This is a genomic window from Endozoicomonas sp. 8E, from assembly GCF_032883915.1.
Classification (GTDB): domain Bacteria; phylum Pseudomonadota; class Gammaproteobacteria; order Pseudomonadales; family Endozoicomonadaceae; genus Endozoicomonas_A.
Genome location: NZ_CP120717.1, coordinates 5,162,501 through 5,179,828 on the forward strand (window position 1 = coordinate 5,162,501; position 17,328 = coordinate 5,179,828).

General features: G+C 47.8%; 15 protein-coding genes and 22 tRNA genes (1 of these 37 running past the window's edge). 6 read left to right on the top strand and 31 right to left on the bottom strand.

Going from position 1 to position 17,328, the window contains the following annotated elements; genetic code table 11:
* The 3 genes from P6910_RS17550 to P6910_RS17560 all read right to left on the bottom strand — a co-directional run.
* On the bottom strand, positions 1-1,006 hold the 5' portion of the coding sequence (locus P6910_RS17550) for a hypothetical protein (protein WP_317142567.1). The gene continues 8 nt to the left of window position 1, outside the view; the window shows 1,006 of its 1,014 coding nt (coding positions 1-1,006); its start codon is at positions 1,004-1,006; the stop codon falls past the left edge of the window.
* A 64-nt stretch (positions 1,007-1,070) separates the two neighbouring features.
* Entirely contained in the window at positions 1,071-1,958 is an 888-nt protein-coding gene (locus P6910_RS17555; protein WP_317142568.1) for an EamA family transporter, read from the bottom strand.
* A 139-nt stretch (positions 1,959-2,097) separates the two neighbouring features.
* Positions 2,098-2,610, bottom strand: coding sequence for a GAF domain-containing protein (locus tag P6910_RS17560; protein ID WP_317142569.1), 513 nt, complete (start codon positions 2,608-2,610; stop codon positions 2,098-2,100).
* Positions 2,611-3,009: 399 nt separating this feature from the next.
* Between P6910_RS17560 and P6910_RS17565 the strand changes: the two genes are divergently transcribed.
* Positions 3,010-3,210 (top strand): hypothetical protein, encoded by a 201-nt coding sequence (locus P6910_RS17565; RefSeq protein ID WP_317142570.1) that lies wholly within the window; start codon positions 3,010-3,012, stop codon positions 3,208-3,210.
* A gap of 204 nt (positions 3,211-3,414) precedes the next feature.
* Here P6910_RS17565 and P6910_RS17570 read toward each other — a convergent pair.
* The 24 genes from P6910_RS17570 to P6910_RS17685 all read right to left on the bottom strand — a co-directional run bounded on the left by P6910_RS17570 (position 3,415) and on the right by P6910_RS17685 (position 9,214).
* Positions 3,415-3,490: transfer RNA gene (locus P6910_RS17570), tRNA-Glu, on the bottom strand.
* A 34-nt stretch (positions 3,491-3,524) separates the two neighbouring features.
* Positions 3,525-3,600 (bottom strand) — tRNA-Ala (locus P6910_RS17575).
* 158 nt (positions 3,601-3,758) lie between these two features.
* Positions 3,759-3,834: transfer RNA gene (locus P6910_RS17580), tRNA-Ala, on the bottom strand.
* Positions 3,835-3,838: 4 nt separating this feature from the next.
* Positions 3,839-3,914: transfer RNA gene (locus P6910_RS17585), tRNA-Glu, on the bottom strand.
* Positions 3,915-3,957: 43 nt separating this feature from the next.
* Positions 3,958-4,033: transfer RNA gene (locus tag P6910_RS17590), tRNA-Gly, on the bottom strand.
* Between the two features lie 34 nt (positions 4,034-4,067).
* A tRNA-Gly gene (locus P6910_RS17595) sits at positions 4,068-4,150 on the bottom strand.
* A gap of 8 nt (positions 4,151-4,158) precedes the next feature.
* Positions 4,159-4,234, bottom strand: a tRNA-Glu gene (locus P6910_RS17600).
* A gap of 43 nt (positions 4,235-4,277) precedes the next feature.
* Positions 4,278-4,353, bottom strand: a tRNA-Gly gene (locus P6910_RS17605).
* 33 nt (positions 4,354-4,386) lie between these two features.
* A tRNA-Gly gene (locus P6910_RS17610) sits at positions 4,387-4,469 on the bottom strand.
* A gap of 34 nt (positions 4,470-4,503) precedes the next feature.
* Positions 4,504-4,586 (bottom strand) — tRNA-Gly (locus tag P6910_RS17615).
* A 34-nt stretch (positions 4,587-4,620) separates the two neighbouring features.
* Positions 4,621-4,703 (bottom strand) — tRNA-Gly (locus P6910_RS17620).
* 8 nt (positions 4,704-4,711) lie between these two features.
* Positions 4,712-4,787 (bottom strand) — tRNA-Glu (locus tag P6910_RS17625).
* Positions 4,788-4,830: 43 nt separating this feature from the next.
* Positions 4,831-4,906, bottom strand: a tRNA-Gly gene (locus tag P6910_RS17630).
* A gap of 34 nt (positions 4,907-4,940) precedes the next feature.
* A tRNA-Gly gene (locus tag P6910_RS17635) sits at positions 4,941-5,023 on the bottom strand.
* Between the two features lie 34 nt (positions 5,024-5,057).
* Positions 5,058-5,140 (bottom strand) — tRNA-Gly (locus P6910_RS17640).
* Positions 5,141-5,174: 34 nt separating this feature from the next.
* A tRNA-Gly gene (locus P6910_RS17645) sits at positions 5,175-5,257 on the bottom strand.
* A gap of 95 nt (positions 5,258-5,352) precedes the next feature.
* Positions 5,353-5,428, bottom strand: a tRNA-Glu gene (locus P6910_RS17650).
* A 43-nt stretch (positions 5,429-5,471) separates the two neighbouring features.
* A tRNA-Gly gene (locus P6910_RS17655) sits at positions 5,472-5,547 on the bottom strand.
* A gap of 34 nt (positions 5,548-5,581) precedes the next feature.
* A tRNA-Gly gene (locus P6910_RS17660) sits at positions 5,582-5,664 on the bottom strand.
* A gap of 34 nt (positions 5,665-5,698) precedes the next feature.
* Positions 5,699-5,781: transfer RNA gene (locus P6910_RS17665), tRNA-Gly, on the bottom strand.
* A 37-nt stretch (positions 5,782-5,818) separates the two neighbouring features.
* Positions 5,819-5,894, bottom strand: a tRNA-Glu gene (locus P6910_RS17670).
* A gap of 52 nt (positions 5,895-5,946) precedes the next feature.
* Positions 5,947-6,022, bottom strand: a tRNA-Ala gene (locus P6910_RS17675).
* A 257-nt stretch (positions 6,023-6,279) separates the two neighbouring features.
* On the bottom strand, positions 6,280-7,773 hold the full coding sequence (gene gltX / locus P6910_RS17680; protein ID WP_317142571.1) for a glutamate--tRNA ligase: 1,494 nt from the start codon (positions 7,771-7,773) through the stop codon (positions 6,280-6,282).
* Between the two features lie 148 nt (positions 7,774-7,921).
* Positions 7,922-9,214, bottom strand: a complete 1,293-nt coding sequence (locus tag P6910_RS17685) for a sodium:proton antiporter (protein WP_317142572.1) — start codon at positions 9,212-9,214, stop codon at positions 7,922-7,924.
* Between the two features lie 748 nt (positions 9,215-9,962).
* Between P6910_RS17685 and P6910_RS17690 the strand changes: the two genes are divergently transcribed.
* The 4 genes from P6910_RS17690 (at position 9,963) to P6910_RS17705 (ending at position 13,272) form a co-directional block, all read left to right on the top strand.
* Complete coding sequence (locus P6910_RS17690) at positions 9,963-10,802, top strand: hypothetical protein (RefSeq protein ID WP_317142573.1); 840 nt, start codon at positions 9,963-9,965, stop codon at positions 10,800-10,802.
* 116 nt (positions 10,803-10,918) lie between these two features.
* Positions 10,919-11,815 carry a LysR family transcriptional regulator gene (locus P6910_RS17695; protein WP_317142574.1) on the top strand — a complete coding sequence of 299 codons (897 nt, stop codon included), beginning with the start codon at positions 10,919-10,921 and terminating at the stop codon, positions 11,813-11,815.
* A gap of 54 nt (positions 11,816-11,869) precedes the next feature.
* Entirely contained in the window at positions 11,870-12,784 is a 915-nt protein-coding gene (locus tag P6910_RS17700; protein ID WP_317142575.1) for a hypothetical protein, read from the top strand.
* Positions 12,785-12,894: 110 nt separating this feature from the next.
* Positions 12,895-13,272 (top strand): RidA family protein, encoded by a 378-nt coding sequence (locus P6910_RS17705; protein ID WP_317142576.1) that lies wholly within the window; start codon positions 12,895-12,897, stop codon positions 13,270-13,272.
* Positions 13,273-13,312: 40 nt separating this feature from the next.
* Here P6910_RS17705 and P6910_RS17710 read toward each other — a convergent pair whose 3' ends face one another.
* A complete protein-coding gene (locus P6910_RS17710; protein ID WP_317142577.1) occupies positions 13,313-13,873 on the bottom strand; it encodes a DUF2058 domain-containing protein in 561 nt (186 codons plus the stop codon).
* Between the two features lie 193 nt (positions 13,874-14,066).
* Here P6910_RS17710 and P6910_RS17715 point away from each other — a divergent pair, with 193 nt between their 5' ends.
* Positions 14,067-14,582, top strand: a complete 516-nt coding sequence (locus P6910_RS17715) for a shikimate kinase (RefSeq protein WP_317142578.1) — start codon at positions 14,067-14,069, stop codon at positions 14,580-14,582.
* A gap of 92 nt (positions 14,583-14,674) precedes the next feature.
* On the opposite strand, the gene P6910_RS17720 is transcribed toward P6910_RS17715, so the two are convergent.
* The 3 genes from P6910_RS17720 to petA are packed head-to-tail and all read right to left on the bottom strand — an operon-like array spanning position 14,675 to position 17,255.
* Positions 14,675-15,430, bottom strand: a complete 756-nt coding sequence (locus tag P6910_RS17720) for a cytochrome c1 (RefSeq protein WP_317142579.1) — start codon at positions 15,428-15,430, stop codon at positions 14,675-14,677.
* The gene (locus tag P6910_RS17725; protein ID WP_317142580.1) at positions 15,430-16,662 is read right to left on the bottom strand and encodes a cytochrome b; all 1,233 of its coding nucleotides are present in this window, start codon (positions 16,660-16,662) and stop codon (positions 15,430-15,432) included. Before P6910_RS17725 ends, P6910_RS17720 begins: the two co-directional genes overlap by 1 nt.
* Positions 16,662-17,255, bottom strand: a complete 594-nt coding sequence (petA, locus tag P6910_RS17730) for a ubiquinol-cytochrome c reductase iron-sulfur subunit (RefSeq protein WP_317142581.1) — start codon at positions 17,253-17,255, stop codon at positions 16,662-16,664. The genes P6910_RS17725 and petA overlap by 1 nt, the downstream gene beginning before the upstream one ends.
* Positions 17,256-17,328 lie beyond the last annotated feature (73 nt).

Sequence of the window (17,328 nt, forward strand, 5' to 3'; positions counted from 1 at the left end):
GAGCACTGAGATACTGCTGTTGAATAATTTCCACAGCATGACAAAAGCGGTCTCCCTGCATTTCACCAAGACATTCCTCCCGCAGATAATCCACCATCGCCTCCCCTATCATAGTGATTATCATTTTGCGATTGTAGAAAGGCAGGCTGCTTGCGTAACCCAGAGCAAACTGCCTGAGCGGATTGACTATGCAGTCATAGGCAGCCCCGCAATAAAACCCCTCCCCGGTCTGAGCATCTGAGGCCATTTCAGCCAAATTACCCACCACTCCCTTAAGATCTTCACGCACATAGACTGGCTCACCAAAATCTTCAATGGTCTCCGCCAAGTCCACCAGGTAGATCCGATCAGATTCCTGGTCATAGATTTCATTATTTCCATTTCGGTCCGGCAAGTGTAAACGAACCATCCGGCGCCACATTTCAGCAATGTTTTTAGCGGGTCGTTTTGGATCAAAATGAGCCAGAGCCAATACCTGCCCGTAACGGTAAAAAGCTTTGCTCAATAAAGCTTTCTGTCTGGTATTCAAGGAATAAGGGGAGGCATGGTAATATTGATAATAGATGTCTCTCAAGTTCATACCCGGAACCAGAGGATAACTCAGGATATAATGCTGCTTGCGATTGAGTATGAAAGTAGCAGCACGATCCGGTAGAACCAGTTCAGCATTCACGCTGAACAACCAAGTGTAGAGCGGAAGCTTCTTTTTCAGCAGCCATTCAGACTCAAAGCGTATCTGTTCACATCCAGAACAATCTTCTCGAAAGATCTTGATAAACCATTGAGTACCATCAAACAAAGCGGTGTAAGCCCGATCAAGCTCGCCACCGGCAGTTCTGATCATTTCAAAGTTTTCACCCTTACCCTGGAACAGCCGGTGTATGGCCTCTTCATGGGTTTGCAACTCTGAGAAGTCCGGCACTTTTGGTAATTCGACGAACTCAGCCTGGACGAGATGACTGAGGACAAGCATCAGGGTCAGAAAGAAAGATCGGAGGACGGTCATTGCAAAAAAGCCTCATATAGCCTAATAACCGTTTTATCGACCTTTAGCCCTGCTATTTAATAAGTCAGGCAAGCCAGAGTAGCAGAATGACACTACTCAGAATCAGAGCCATACCACAATATTCACGAGGCGAATGCTTTTCCCTGAACAGACGACTGGAGATAATCAGCGTGAAGAAGAATTCAACCTGCCCCAAGGTTTTGACCAGGGCCGGGTTTTGCAGACTGAAGGCTGTAAACCAACCGATGGACCCCACCAGACTGAGAAGTCCGACAGAGCCACTTAGCTTCCATTGCTGAATGAGCTTTCCAAGAGTCTGGGGCTCTTTGAACCAGATAAAGCCACCCAAAAGCACCGTTTGCATAAGAATTGTGACGGTAAGTGTATAGGCTGAAGCCACGAGCGGATCATCATCCAGCGACAAACTCGCCTGTCTGACCCAAAGGGTGGTCAAGGCTAAAAGAAACCCTCCGCCGAGGCCAAAAGCAGCGGATACCGAAAACAGGGATCGCCATCCTTGCTGCCCGGGTGGGTTCAAAAAGATCAACCCGACCGTCCCTAGCAGAACACTGACCCAGCCAGCCCAGCTAAGCTCCTGGGAAAAAATAATGGCGCCCAGCACAGCCACCAGAACAGTCTCAGACTTGGAATAAATAACCCCAATCGCAAAGTTTCTCAGGTGGAAGAGCTTGACGATTACAACCGTAGCAGCGATTTGAGCCAATCCTGCACCCAAACTGTAAAGCAGGAACGTGGAAGAGATTTCGGGTAGTTCAGAATCCTGCCAGTGCAGCTGCAGATACAAATAGACCCAAACCAGGGGAAGCGAGAAAGCATATCGTGCAAATGTGGTGCCCCAAATACTGACTCGCTCAGAAAGTGTTTTTTGACCTGCTGTGCGAAATGCCTGAGCAACAGCGGCCATCAAAGTCAGCCAGATCCAGGTAGACACTGTTTTCTCCTCCCTGAAAAAGATAAGGCACACATCATACCCATTAGACTTGGTTTGGGTAAACGACAGACTTGATATGTGCTCCAAAACCCCAGTGTTGATCACTAAAGTTTCGGAACAGAAGAAAACAGAATAGACCTCAGTAGCACAGCTGGTCGAATTGAACCCTTTCTACCAGCAATTCTACCAGGGCCTCCAGACCTTTTTGGTCTTCTTCATCAAAACGGGAAGTGACCGGGCTGTCGATATCCAGAACCGCTTTCACCTCACCCCCTTCAGAAAACGGAATTACGATCTCGCTCTGACTGGCTGAGTCACAGGCAATGTGACCAGGAAATGCATTCACATCATCCACTACCTGGGCGGTTTGCTCCCGGATAGCAGTGCCACAGACACCTCGGCCAAACGGGATGCGAACACAAGCAGGATTACCCATAAAAGGCCCCAGTACCAACTCATTGCCACGAGCGATATAAAACCCGGCCCAGTTTACTTCAGCCATGGTCGTAAACAACAGGCTGGCAACATTGGCGAGATTGGCTACGGCATCAGTTTCACCCTCGGTCAATGCCTTTGCCTGGGCCACCAGTACTCGATAAAAGCTGGCTTTATCTTCCGGCATTTCAACGATTTCAAACATAATTGTACCCATCCAGAAACAGCACGATACAGCCGTATGTTAATAGCATAAGAAGTAATAATCTTGTGAGTGCTGCATTGATGTTCAGTTAGCTGCTCAATCACTGCCTCGGATTCACCCTGAGCCTGCCTGACAGAGCACAAATCTACATCGATATCAGCTGAAGACACTGAAAAATCATCGACTCTTTTTGCGCAATGGGTTGATCAGCAGAGTACGTAGCCACCGCCATTTTTGTCATCATCAAAGCCACTTTATATACGACTTCACAGGCTCCAAGGGGAACTTATGCCTCTAAAGTCACTCTAACTAATTATAAGGCTAACCGTGCACTTTCCCGAAGCCCGTCTAAGCTGGACTAGTGTTAAGGGGGGGGGTGTGTTCAAAAGCACAAAAAACCGAGAGGCTGTAATGTTCAACTTACATCGAATTCTTGAAGAAATGTCGACCACCGGATGGATCGTCATGGCTTTCTGCCTGGTGGCATGGATTGCCGCAACCTACCTGATGGGAGAGGTCTCCGACAAACATTGGGGCGACAGGGAATCCGGCGCTTTGGTAGGCTTCTTCGTACCCGGCATTCTCTTTGTGATCGGTCTTTATATGCTCTGACATTTCTGTCTGGCTGATTCAGTCTGCATCAGGTATCAGACAGCTCACTTGCAGGCTGACCGGCCATGACAAACAGACTAATGAAAAGAATTCTGCACATTTAAAACGGAAGAAGGGAATCGGCGCCAGGGAAAGGAATTATCTGACTGCGATGAGTGATCGAATCACCTTTTCAATCATCTTAAATTGCTCATCACTTGATAGTGGCATCCCGTAGGGGACTCGAACCCCTGTTACTGCCGTGAAAGGGCAGTGTCCTAGGCCACTAGACGAACGGGACAAAATTTTTTGCTAACACCAGGAAGTAGTTAAATTGGTGGAGCTAAGCGGGATCGAACCGCTGACCTCAACACTGCCAGTGTTGCGCTCTCCCAGCTGAGCTATAGCCCCATAATCTGTTGGGTATTATGCAGTTATTTTCTCAACGATCAAGTAGTAGATACTACCGACATCTCCAAAAGCTGATTAAAATTCACAAAGAACTCAATCAAACTTTATGCAGACATGAAAAAACCAGTCGTTTGACTGGTTTTTTATGAACATTATTTTGGTGGAGCTAAGCGGGATCGAACCGCTGACCTCAACACTGCCAGTGTTGCGCTCTCCCAGCTGAGCTATAGCCCCAATATGGCATCCCGTAGGGGACTCGAACCCCTGTTACTGCCGTGAAAGGGCAGTGTCCTAGGCCACTAGACGAACGGGACACAATCTTTTGTGTCTGTATGCTTGTGCATACAGCCTTTAATCTGGAGCGGGAAACGAGACTCGAACTCGCGACCCCAACCTTGGCAAGGTTGTGCTCTACCAACTGAGCTATTCCCGCAATGAAGATTTTTAATGACTTCTTCAAAGTCCGGAGCAGGAAACGAGACTCACTCTTTAACTCTGAGGCGACCCCAACCTTGGCAAGGTTGTGCTCTACCAACTGAGCTATTCCCGCATTTTAAATGGCATCCCGTAGGGGACTCGAACCCCTGTTACTGCCGTGAAAGGGCAGTGTCCTAGGCCACTAGACGAACGGGACACAATCTTTTGTGCCTATATGCTTGCGCATACAGCCTTTAATTTGGAGCGGGAAACGAGACTCGAACTCGCGACCCCAACCTTGGCAAGGTTGTGCTCTACCAACTGAGCTATTCCCGCAATGAAGATTTTAATGACTTCTTCAAAGTCCGGAGCAGGAAACGAGACTCACTCTTTAACTCTGAGGCGACCCCAACCTTGGCAAGGTTGTGCTCTACCAACTGAGCTATTCCCGCAATGAAGATTTTTAATGACTTCTTCAAAGTCCGGAGCAGGAAACGAGACTCACTCTTTAACTCTGAGGCGACCCCAACCTTGGCAAGGTTGTGCTCTACCAACTGAGCTATTCCCGCAATGAAAATTTTTAATGACTTCTTCAAAGTCCGGAGCAGGAAACGAGACTCACTCTTTAACTCTGAGGCGACCCCAACCTTGGCAAGGTTGTGCTCTACCAACTGAGCTATTCCCGCATTTTAAATGGCATCCCGTAGGGGACTCGAACCCCTGTTACTGCCGTGAAAGGGCAGTGTCCTAGGCCACTAGACGAACGGGACACAATCTTTTGTGCCTATATGCTTGCGCATACAGCCTTTAATTTGGAGCGGGAAACGAGACTCGAACTCGCGACCCCAACCTTGGCAAGGTTGTGCTCTACCAACTGAGCTATTCCCGCAATGAAGATTTTTAATGACTTCTTCAAAGTCCGGAGCAGGAAACGAGACTCACTCTTTAACTCTGAGGCGACCCCAACCTTGGCAAGGTTGTGCTCTACCAACTGAGCTATTCCCGCAATGAAGATTTTTAATGACTTCTTCAAAGTCCGGAGCAGGAAACGAGACTCACTCTTTAACTCTGAGGCGACCCCAACCTTGGCAAGGTTGTGCTCTACCAACTGAGCTATTCCCGCAATGAAGATTTTTAATGACTTCTTCAAAGTCCGGAGCAGGAAACGAGACTCACTCTTTAACTCTGAGGCGACCCCAACCTTGGCAAGGTTGTGCTCTGCCCACTGAGCTATTCCCGCTTGATCAGAACATTTGATAGTGAACTGAGCGACGCAGTTTAATGACTTACCCGGTCAGAGTAATCAGTAAAAATACTATTTACTGATCTTGAAAATGGCATCCCGTAGGGGACTCGAACCCCTGTTACTGCCGTGAAAGGGCAGTGTCCTAGGCCACTAGACGAACGGGACACAATCTTTTGTGCCTATATGCTTATGCATACAGCCTTTAATCTGGAGCGGGAAACGAGACTCGAACTCGCGACCCCAACCTTGGCAAGGTTGTGCTCTACCAACTGAGCTATTCCCGCAGTGAAGATAATTTGGGACTTCTTCAAAGTCCGGAGCAGGAAACGAGACTCACTCTTTAACTCCGAGGCGACCCCAACCTTGGCAAGGTTGTGCTCTACCAACTGAGCTATTCCCGCAATGAAGATTTTTAATGACTTCTTCAAAGTCCGGAGCAGGAAACGAGACTCACTCTTTAACCCCGAGGCGACCCCAACCTTGGCAAGGTTGTGCTCTACCCACTGAGCTATTCCCGCAGTGAAGATTTTTAATGACCTCTTCAAGGTCTTAAAATGGCATCCCGTAGGGGACTCGAACCCCTGTTACTGCCGTGAAAGGGCAGTGTCCTAGGCCACTAGACGAACGGGACACAATTTTTGATTCAAAGACTCACCCGAATACAAAACCCGGCTTTGAAAATTTGGTGGAGCTAAGCGGGATCGAACCGCTGACCTCAACACTGCCAGTGTTGCGCTCTCCCAGCTGAGCTATAGCCCCAAAATGCTTCTTACACTCCAGTTCACCCCTGTCTTTCTAAGAAGATGCTTGGCTGCCCCGAAACGCAGGGCGAATGATATGGATGCCCCCCTAACCTGTCAAGCTCACTTATGAAAAAATGTTTAATTGAAGCAGATAGTTATATAGTTTTTGATCGCTGAATGCTTGACCGCTCAGGCTCTTCACAAAGCTTCAACCTCTGATAAAGAAAAAGCCGGAAAAATCCAGCCTTTTCTAAGGGGAGGGATGAGTCAGGTTTACTCAGATCCAGTTCCCAGTAACCTGAACTCTTTTTCAAAACGCTTGGTTTCTTTCTTGGACAATCCACCCAGAACATTGACCGCGTGGCGCAAACGGGCACGAGTCATGTCGGCACCAAGAATGGCCATAGAATCCATTACCGACCAGGAGTTTGGTGTCCCAGCGATGGCGATAAAGATTGGAGGATTAAAATCTCCCAGCTTCAATCCCATCTCCCCGGCAAGGGTTTTCACTTCAGCAAAGATGTTTTCTTTGTTCCAATGCCTGAGCTGTTCCAGTCTCCAAAGGGTGAACTGCAGCACTTTCTTTACCTCAGCAGACTCAAGCTTTTTATGTATAAAGTTTTCTTCTGTCAGCTCTAACATACCGGAGAACATGAAGCTGGCCATGGGAGCAAAGTCAGCCAGAGTTTCGACGCGCCCTTGGGCGAAAGGCAGGAACTTCATAATGTAGTCGCTGTTGAGCAACCACTTATGAAGACGATCGGCAAACTGCTCGGTGCTCAGATCCTCACGAATCCAACTGGCGTTCAGCCACGACAGTTTTTCCTGATCAAAGATCGGTCCACCCGGGGAAACGCGTCGGATGTCGAAGTTTTCAACCATCTCTTCCAGGTTAAACTTCTCACGTTCATCCGGCATCGACCAGCCCATACGAGCCAGGTAATTCAGCAGTGCTTCGGGCAGGTAACCGGCATCCCGATAATAGGTAATACTGGTTGGATTCTTGCGCTTGGATAGTTTGCTCTTGTCCGGATTTCGCAGCAGTGGCATGTGGCAGAGCTTTGGCATATCCCAGTCGAAGTATTGATAAAGCAGCTGGTGCTTTGGTGCAGAATTAATCCACTCTTCACCCCTGATGACATGAGTAATGCCCATCAGGTGATCGTCGACCACATTAGCCAGATGGTAAGTCGGCATACCGTCCGCTTTGACCAGAACCTGCATATCCACCTGAGACCATTCAATCTCGATGGTGCCACGCAACATATCTTCTACTTTACTGCTGCCTTCAGAAGGTACCTTCATGCGAATAACATGGGGCTCGCCTGCGGCCATTTTGCTCTGTACTTCTTCTTCAGACAAATGCAGACAGTGACCATCATAACCTGAGCCCTGTTTGGTTTCAGCCTGTTCTGCTCTCAGGGCATCCAGACGCTCAGCGCTACAGAAGCAACGAAAAGCATGTCCCTTATCAAGCAACGCTTGCGCGTGTTCGTCGTAAATTTCACGTCTTTCACTCTGACGATAAGGACCATGAGGACCACCCACGTCAGGGCCTTCATCCCAGTTCAGCCCCAGCCAGCGCAAAGAGTCCAGAATCTGCTGTTCAGATTCAGCGGTACTTCGCGCCTGATCGGTGTCTTCTATGCGAAGCAGAAACTGCCCACCCTGACTTTTGGCGAAAGCCATATTAAACAGGGCAATATAGGCCGTTCCCACATGGGGATCGCCGGTAGGTGAGGGAGCTACGCGAGTACGAACAGTCATGATCTACTAATGAGTAAAGTTTTAAGTGGCCGCTAGTCTACACCTTGCAGGGCCTCATCGACAACGAATCAACGATCGGTTAAGACTTGAGGCCAACAATCCTTTCATTAACGTTGCTGCTTATTACCGCTTTCACTATTTAAAAGGGTCATCCCCCCAGCTTTTTCATAGCTTCTCTTACAATGATGTAGTTTTGATTAACACCCAGCTTGCTCATCAGCCAGTTGACTGTAGTGCCCTGAATCAGTAGAGAGAACAGAATCACAGCCAGAGTCATGTCCATAATCAGTTTTTTCTCGGGAATACTGTCAGGAATCGACAGCATCAGCGCAACAGGCACTACACCTCTCAAACCACCCCAAAACATAATGGCTTTGATTTTGTTATCCACCGGACGCCCCACTGGCAGGCGGTTAGATATCGGCAGGAGCAGGTAGACGACGACCAAACGACCAATCAGAACAGCTGCAATGGCGATCAACAGATAAGGGTAATAGTACTGTAAGTGGTCCAGATTTCTGAATAACAGGTTTTCTTTCATCCCCAGAAGCAGGAAAATCAGGCTGTTAGCAATAAAAGCCATGAACTCCCAAAAAGGCGTAATAAAGCTGCGCACCTGATCGGACAATACTTTTCCTGACTTGGATCGAGTAACGATACCCGCAGCAATGGTTGACATAACACCGGATACTCCCAGAACGTGATCAGCAATAATAAAGCTGCTGTACGCCAGAATAGTGGTATGAGCAATCTGCACAAAGGGCTCGTTTCTGCCCAGCCTCAATAGCCAGTCCATACAGATACCCATGACTGCACCAACCAGTATTCCGCCAAAGAAGATTTCAATAAATGACCAGACTCCGCCGAACAGAACACCAACGCCGAGACCGCCACCGGCCTGAATAACCGCCAGAACAATACCGAAAATAACGATTGCTGTGGCATCATTAAACAGACTCTCTGCATCCATCAGCATGGACATTCGAGCCGGCGCTCCTACTTCCCTGAACAGGGCAATAACGGCCACAGGGTCCGTTGCAGAAATCAACGCTCCGAACAGCATAGCTCCAGCGAGACTGAGAGGAGTCAGCACATTCATGATGACCCCAATCACCAGCATAGAAACGATTACGCCAAATATGGCCAGATTCAACACCGAAGTCATCTCACGAAACAGATGCGGAGGCTTTATGTTGATAGCCGCATCAAATATCAACACCGGAAGCAGGATATACATGATCAGATCATGAGACAGATCGACCCTCAATAAGGGTTCCAATGCGTCAGTGTATCGCGCCAGAATCCCCAGAGCCATCCCGATTACTACCAGACCAATGGTATAAGGAAACCGCAATTTTTTTAGTAATATGGCTGAGCTGGTCGCAAGTAGCAGCAGACCAGCCAGTATCAGGACCTGTGTAGCAAGGCCGGTTTCATGCATGTCAAAACCTCTGGAAACGATTCAATGAGACATCAGGATTATGTCAATTTGGGTAGACCAGGAAGAACAATTGCGCCTGAGGTACCGACAGAAACATAGCAGCCCACAGAGGAATTGACAGCTCAACCAGGAGAATGGTGCAGAGCTTACATCAGCCCTTAACTCTATGGGTTATAAGAATTTTCACTAAAAGCCATAAGCAAACCTTATCTCTTACTTTTGTTTTAACAAACATGCCAGTCAATCTTGAAATGCTTTGAACGGCCTTGATATTAAACCTGTGGTTCCCTCGTGCTCCGCGGGCGCATCCACTAGAACCACTTCTTAGATGGCGTATTGTTTGCCGCGAGGTTGTTGACGATCTCGACAAGAAGCCGTGTCACAGCAAACAATTGAGGCTGACACAAAGACACCTGACATAGCCAATAAAAACGAAGATAACGCCTTCTGCAAAGGAAAATCGGCTAGCAGCCTGTCGGACTTAAGCGTCCGTAGCGAGGATTGCAAGAAATTGAGGATAAAAATCTCTGTTTCTGAGGAGAATAGCGAGCTATTTGACGAAGAAACAGGGATTTTTAGACCAATTTATTGCAACCGCAGTAGGACAGTCTTAAGTCCGACAGGCTGCTAGCCACTCCAGCCAGGAGGAGGATATTGCCAGCAATTGTTATGCATACTGTCTAATGTGTTATGAACTTTAAACGTGATGATAACTCTAAATAGTACAAATAAAAAAAGGAGCTTCATCATGAGTTCACCGATCAAAAACAGTTCAAATTGTGGATTGCTCTCAACAACAGATATAGCCACAAAAAAGGACACTTGTGATTCGCAAAAGGCTGGAGCAACATACTTCAGCAAGTCAGTGAAATGTGAAGAGCCATCAGTATCTATTAAAATTGATACTTCTATTAAAAGAGAGGTTAAGCTGACTGGTGCACTCCAGAACGGGGTGAAGAAGGTAGCAATATTAAAACATCTTCCATTTAAAATAGATGACACTCTTTTTAATTGTATCGATGGAAATGAAAGAGATAATGATTTAGCCAATAAAATTGGTAACAACATGCCAGGAAAAACCCTATCTTTTAATATTAAAACACAAGATACTCATCGCGAGTACAAACCTTCCAATGAATGGCAAGAACAATTTATAAAATGTGTAAATCAAGGCTTGCAAGATATTTTTGATGACTTAGCACCAGAAACAGCTGTTCCTCTGGCAGGAAATAAAACTATTGGTGAATTTTATAAAAATAAAAAAATTCCAGCAACTTGCGCTCAATTTGTGAGCTTTATAGAAATAAACTCAACCTCATTTTATGATAATCATCTAATTTATCTTACCCCTTTGAAAAGCGCAGAAATCAAGAATCCATTCACCCCTCTTGCAATTATAAAAAACAACAACATTGTTCATATGTTTTTTTATATTGGCAACAATGTTTGTATTGGCAAATTAGGTGGTGATAGTATTTTTTTTCATACTATTGAAGACATATTGAGTCATTATCAGGAGTTTTTTGAAACTCCTCTGAATTTAGCCATTGCACATATAAGACCTTCACAGCACTTGTATGGGACCTGACGACTCTGCAAAAAAGAAGATAAAGCCGCAAAGATGAAGACAATCAGACATCTTAAGATTCAGTATTGTGCCCAACCAGTTTAGAATACAGGCGTTACCCTAATCAGAACCTCAACATGCACATCACACTGAAACAGCTCAAGACATTCCGGGCTGTCGCAAGTCTCGGACAGGTTCGCCTTGCTGCCCAACAGCTTAACCTTTCTCAACCCGCTACCAGCATGGCCCTTGCCGAGCTTGAGAATCAGCTGGGCTGCCAGCTTTTTGACCGCACTGGCAACAAACTCCTGATCAATCACCAGGGCGAGCTGCTGATGCCTCTGGCCTCCGAGTTACTGGATCGGACGTCTGAAATAGAAACTCTGTTCAGAGATCTGCAAAACACCGAATCGGGTCATCTTCGAATCGGTGCAAGTACCACAATTGGCAACTATTTGTTACCCGATATTCTGGTCAGGTTCAGTGCCGACTTTCCCAAGATCAGCTTAAACATGGATATCCGTAATACCGAGACCATCATCAACCGGGTAAACAGTTTTGACCTGGATATTGGCTGTGTAGAGGGCCCCTGCCAACATGAAGATATTGACGTCATCCCCTGGAAAGAAGATGAACTGCTGGTCATCTGCAGCCCTGACAACCCTATAGCTAAACGGGGGGAAATTTCACTGGAGGAACTCAATCAGCAGCAGTGGATTCTCAGGGAACCAGGCTCCGGCACCCGAAATATTTTTGATCAGCAACTGAGCCAAAAGCTGACCGACCTGCGTATCAAGATGGAACTAAACCAGTCAGAAGCCATCAAAAAGCTGGTGCAGTGTGGTCAGGGCATCAGCTGCCTGTCCCGGCTTTGCGTCAGCCATGAACTGGATCTGGGCGAACTGGTTGCTGTCAAAATCTCCGGAATCACCATGAAAAGAACCCTCTCTCTGTTGCTTCACAGAAAAAAGTATCAGAGCCAGATCATTCAACTGATACTGAAAGCTCTTCGCTGGCAGAAACCGGAATATTGACTATTTTGAGTGAGCTACTGATGAACAGGATACAAGGATACTACTTTGCAGCTCATGCCAAAGCATTCACACTCACGACAGCTTTTTGCCAGCAAGACTATCTGGAATATTGTTTTACTGATTCTGGCATTCTGGATGGTGAAAGGTAATGCCTCCGAGTCTGAAGAGACCGAGCCTACATCGAAAATAAGCAATGCAGCGCTGGAAAAGCTGGATGTCAATGAACTGAAAATGACTGTGCTTACAGACATCTCCAGCACAATAATCGGTGACGGAGAGCTCACCAGCAGTATCAAGACCAACATCGCAAGCCTGGTCATCAGCCCCCTGATGCACTCACCTGAAGTTCAGGTTGCCGACAGTGATGAGTTCGCACGCCCAATAGCTGTCAGTTTTCAGAAAACCTTTGAGCAGAGCTTAATGAATATGCTTGATGAAGCCCTCCTCAATCATGCAATAGCGATTATCCACACCCGTAAACCGACCACCCCTCTATGCAATCCTGTAGGCAAAGCACTGAGACAAACCATGTCAGCCTCCATGCAGCACGACCCGCACCGAGTTAAAACCATTCAGGACAGGACTTTCACCCTGCGCAGAATGGCGCAGAAAGGTTCTCCTGTGGAACTTTATGTAGCGTACATTAAAGGCGGTCTGGATAAACGCTCGCCCGAAGAACAGCAGATTTATAAAAAAGAGGTCAACAACACTGCCAATTCCAGCCTCCATGATAAAGAGATGACCTGCACTGAAATGCCCGACGAAATAGTAGGTGCCTCCTATTTACTGACAACTAAACGAGGAAACACGCTCTTCTTTGGCACGAGTGGCACTCAGGCAGCCGATGCTGCTGGCAGTACTGTCTGGAGATTTTGGTTCGGAAGCTTGAAAGATGCTTCCGTCGAAAAGCGTTACAAAGAGGTATTCAAGTACCTCAAAGAAGGTGGTCTGGATATTCCTGTTAAGTAATTGTACCGAAATAGGCCAGTTGCCCCCCCTCACTCCGATGACAAAGCCCTCACAGGTGATTAGAATCCACAGACTGAAATTAGCAAACCTCCCCAGGTAACTTAAGTATTATGCATAAAGTCATTGAGACCCCGGATGCACCACCAGCCATTGGCCCATACTCCCAGGGGATTCAATTTGGCAACCTGATTTTCACCTCCGGCCAGCTGCCCATTGAGCCTGAGACCGGAGAAATGTCTGAAGACACCAAAGAACAGGCTCATCAGTGTCTGAAAAATCTTAAGTCTGTTCTGGAAGCCGCAGGCAGCAGCTTGCATAAAGTCAAGAAAGCGACTGTGTTCGTAAAAGATATGAACGACTTCACTGACATCAATGAAGTTTACAAGCAGTACTTCACTTTCCCTTTCCCTGCTCGCAGTCTGGTAGAAGTGGCTCGCCTGCCCAAAGATGTGAAGGTAGAAATTGAAGTCATTGCCACCACTGAGTAGTCAGTTTCGTCAGTAAGGGGGCCTGAACGCCCCCAGTGCTTCACCACATCAAATCGTCCGGAATTTCATAATCCGCGTACCACTCCTGCTCTTCTTTGGTCAGCTCGCTCTGACTTTCAGACTGGACAACCACAGCAGCAGGCTCACGCTCTTCAATTTTTCTGGCCACTGTTGCGGGAATCACCCTATACTCTTCCTCGTCTGCCTGACTCAGAATACCGATCGCATAAAGCCCCCGACTCAGTCTGTTTTGCATATCTTCAGAGACGTAGATCTTTTTAACCTTGCCATCCACAACAAAGTTGTAACCCACATCACCTTCTTCGCGGGGAATAGTGTTCATCTCAATGAGCTGACAAACCTGTGCAGCAAGCGCCTTTATCTGACGCTCTTCTTCCAGTTTGCGATTGAGTTCACGATCACGTTCAATCTGCTCGGCTTTCTGCTTTTCCAGTTCAATACGGCGCTTTTCCTGATCGGTCAGCTCACCACTCTTGGCAGCCTGTTTCTTCTTTTTCTTATTACTGGTTTTGGCTTTCAATGCCTGTTGTTTGGTAGCCAGACCAGCGCCCATCAGCTGGTCTCTTAATGATTTACTCATGGATTGCTCAAAATAGATGGATCGAAGATAGAAGAAATCTCAAGGGTGATATCTTAGCAGCCGAGTGATTTCGGAACCAGCCAAACTACGGTAGATAAGACACATGTCTTCAACAGAGGACTTGCAGTTGAGCATTCAGGTGTTTGAAAATAGGCCACTAAACTCTGGAAAGCAGTCACGGGTGACGCTAACAATGAAAACCAACATCACACTGATCGGTATGCCAGGCGCAGGAAAAAGCACTATCGGCATTATTCTGGCCAAAGACCTGGCCTTTGGCTTTCTGGATACCGATGTACTGATCCAGATCAGCCAACAGAAAACCCTGCAGGATATTGTTGACGGATCAGGCTATATGTCTCTTCGAAACATTGAAGAAGCAGAGCTGCTCAAAGTTAATCTCAAGCGACACATCATTGCCACCGGGGGCTCAGCCGTTTACAGCGAAGCCGCCATGAAACATCTTGCTAAAGAATCGGTCATCGTCTTTCTGGATCTGGACCTTGAGCAGATTCGTCAGCGCATTCATAACTTTGATACACGGGGTATCGCTCGCGCTAAAGATCAAACCATTGAGGATCTGTTTGAAGAACGGGTGATACTGTACAAGAAATACGCTGATGCGACTATCGATTGTCGAACCCTGTGTCAGGATTCGCTGGCGCTGGAAATCATTGAGCAGGTTAAACCGCTTCTTCAAACTGACTGAGTCATCGCGATTATCCAAGGGAAAACGGCAGGTAACAAAAAGCCCATGACAGGTATTCTGACATGGGCTTTTTTACGCTAACAGACTGTCAATCAGTGAATGTCTTTCCAGTATTCACGCTTGAGCAGCAGAGCAACGATGAACAGCAGGACCAGGAACAGCAGGACGTAGATACCCAGCTGTTGACGTTTTTGCTTCACAGGCTCAGCAGAGTATGACAGGAAGTTGGTCAAGTCATACATCGCCTGATCGTATTCAGCCGGAGTCATGGAGCCTTTGCGCTCAGGATCCACAACCAGACCACAAACCTTCTTACCAGTCAGAGGGTCTCGTTCGGTGGGGCTTGCGCCCTGACAGCTGTCAATCTGAACACCTTGAAGCTCCATCAGCACGTGAGGCATACCCACGTCAGGGAATACCTTGTTATTCACGCCCCACGGACGCTTTGGATCTTCATAGAAAGTACGCAGGTAGGTGTAGACCCAGTCTTCACCTCGTACCCGGGTCACCATGGTCAGATCCGGTGGCGCAGCACCAAACCATACCTTGGCTTCATCCTTGCGCATACCGTTCATCATAAGATCACCGATCTTGGCAGACTTTGGTACCAGATTTTCCATCATCAGATCGTGTGGAATACCGATATCGTCGGCTACACGCTCATAGCGCTGGAACTGAGTCGCATGACAGCCCGCACAAAAGTTCTGATAGTACATGGCACCACGCTGCAGCGATGCCTTATCAGAGTGATCAGTTTCGATCGGATCCAGAGGATAACCCGAACCACCCGCCGCAAATCCAAGCACTGGGACCAGCGAAAACAACAGGGTAATTATTGTTTTTTTCATTATCCGGTCACCCTCTCCGGTACAGGTTTGGTTTTTTCCCATCGTGTATAAAACGGCATTAACAGGAAGAATGCGAAGTAATACAGGGTGCAAAGCTGTGCAATCAGTGTGTAGGTTACTGTCGCCGGCTGAGTCCCCAGCCAGGTCAGCACCGCAAAGACAATAGCAAACAGGAAGATGCCAACCTTGCTGATAATACCCTTGTAGCGCCAGGATCTGACCCGGCTGCGATCCAGCCATGGCAGGACAAACAAAATAGCAATCGCTGCCCCCATCATGATGACACCACCGAGCTTGGAGTCGATCGGACCTATATCAAAGGTGATCGCACGCAGGATGGAGTAGAAGGCTCCAAAGTACCATACCGGTGCAATATGCGCTGGAGTCTTCAGTGCATCGGCCTGTTCAAAGTTGGCGTACTCCAGGAAGAAGCCCCCCATTTCAGGGAAGAAGAACATGACACTACAGAACACAAACAGGAAGACTGCAACCCCTACCAGATCTTTCACGGTGTAGTATGGGTGAAATGGAATACCATCCAGAGGTACGCCGTCCTTGTCTTTCAGCTTCTTGATATCAACACCGTCAGGGTTGTTGGAACCCACTTCGTGCAGGGCAATGATGTGCAGAACTACCAGACCCAGAATAACGATAGGCAGAGCCACAACGTGCAAGGCAAAGAAACGGTTCAGGGTAATGCCAGAGATCAGGAAGTCACCGCGGATCCACTGCTGCAGGTCTGGACCAATAACAGGGATAGCACCGAACAGGGAAATGATAACCTGGGCACCCCAGTATGACATCTGACCCCATGGCAGCAGGTAGCCCATGAAGGCTTCAGCCATCAGCGCCAGATAAATCGCCATACCAAAGATCCACACCAACTCCCTTGGAGCGCGGTAAGAGCCGTAGATCAGACCACGGAACATGTGGAGGTAGACAACGATAAAGAAGAAAGATGCGCCGGTAGAGTGCATATAGCGAATCAGCCAGCCGTATTCCACATCACGCATGATGTACTCAACGGAAGCAAAAGCCTGCTCTGCACTGGGCACGTAACTCATGGTCAGCCAGATACCGGTCAGCAACTGGTTAACCAGAACCAGCAGCGCCAGAGAGCCGAAGAAATACCAGAAGTTAAAGTTCTTTGGTGCGTAGTATTTACTGAGATGATCTTCCCAGACCTGGGTGACAGGTAGCCTGGCATTAAGCCAATCCATGAAGTTGCCCATTACGCATTCTCCTCATCTTGGCCGACAATGATGACTGTGTCGCTCTCAAAGGTATAAGGAGGCACTTCCAGATTGGTGGGCGCAGGCACTCCCTTGAATACACGACCAGCCAGATCGAATTTGGAACCATGACATGGGCAGTGGTAACCACCTTTCCATTCAGGGTCAAATTCCATTGGTTTGACTTCAGGCATGTATTTGGGTGAACACCCGAGGTGGGTGCAAAGACCAACCAGAATCAGGTACTCATCCTTCACGGAACGGTACTCATTTGCTGCGTACGCTGGCTGTTCTGATTTCTCGGACTTGGGGTCTCTCAACTTGTCATCCAGAGACCGGATATTATCTAGCATGGCCTGGGTTCGTCTCACCACAAACACAGGTTTACCGCGCCATTCAACTACAATCTGCTGTCCCGGCTCCAACTTGCTGAGGTTCACCTTCACAGGAGCACCAGCAGCCTTTGCTTTGGCACTGGGATTCCATGACTTGATAAAAGGTGTAGCGACCCCAACGGCCCCGGCGGCCCCCACCACCGAAGTCGCAGCCACGAGAAAGCGGCGCCGGCTGTTATTTACGCCGTTGTCACTCATTTAACCTACTCTCCCCATCCAGGCAAATGCCCAAAAACTTCTTTTAATTCACGGGTGGGATACTAGCAGGGAG

What these genes read in the sequence shown, in the direction of transcription:
- P6910_RS17560 (WP_317142569.1), bottom strand. Translation starts at nt 2,610, where the DNA reads ATGGGTACAATTATGTTTGAAATCGTTGAAATGCCGGAAGATAAAGCC.
- P6910_RS17565 (WP_317142570.1), top strand. Translation starts at nt 3,010, where the DNA reads ATGTTCAACTTACATCGAATTCTTGAAGAAATGTCGACCACCGGATGG.
- gltX (WP_317142571.1), bottom strand. Translation starts at nt 7,773, where the DNA reads ATGACTGTTCGTACTCGCGTAGCTCCCTCACCTACCGGCGATCCCCAT.
- P6910_RS17685 (WP_317142572.1), bottom strand. Translation starts at nt 9,214, where the DNA reads ATGCATGAAACCGGCCTTGCTACACAGGTCCTGATACTGGCTGGTCTG.
- P6910_RS17690 (WP_317142573.1), top strand. Translation starts at nt 9,963, where the DNA reads ATGAGTTCACCGATCAAAAACAGTTCAAATTGTGGATTGCTCTCAACA.
- P6910_RS17695 (WP_317142574.1), top strand. Translation starts at nt 10,919, where the DNA reads ATGCACATCACACTGAAACAGCTCAAGACATTCCGGGCTGTCGCAAGT.
- P6910_RS17700 (WP_317142575.1), top strand. Translation starts at nt 11,870, where the DNA reads ATGCCAAAGCATTCACACTCACGACAGCTTTTTGCCAGCAAGACTATC.
- P6910_RS17705 (WP_317142576.1), top strand. Translation starts at nt 12,895, where the DNA reads ATGCATAAAGTCATTGAGACCCCGGATGCACCACCAGCCATTGGCCCA.
- P6910_RS17710 (WP_317142577.1), bottom strand. Translation starts at nt 13,873, where the DNA reads ATGAGTAAATCATTAAGAGACCAGCTGATGGGCGCTGGTCTGGCTACC.
- P6910_RS17715 (WP_317142578.1), top strand. Translation starts at nt 14,067, where the DNA reads ATGAAAACCAACATCACACTGATCGGTATGCCAGGCGCAGGAAAAAGC.
- P6910_RS17720 (WP_317142579.1), bottom strand. Translation starts at nt 15,430, where the DNA reads ATGAAAAAAACAATAATTACCCTGTTGTTTTCGCTGGTCCCAGTGCTT.
- P6910_RS17725 (WP_317142580.1), bottom strand. Translation starts at nt 16,662, where the DNA reads ATGGGCAACTTCATGGATTGGCTTAATGCCAGGCTACCTGTCACCCAG.
- petA (WP_317142581.1), bottom strand. Translation starts at nt 17,255, where the DNA reads ATGAGTGACAACGGCGTAAATAACAGCCGGCGCCGCTTTCTCGTGGCT.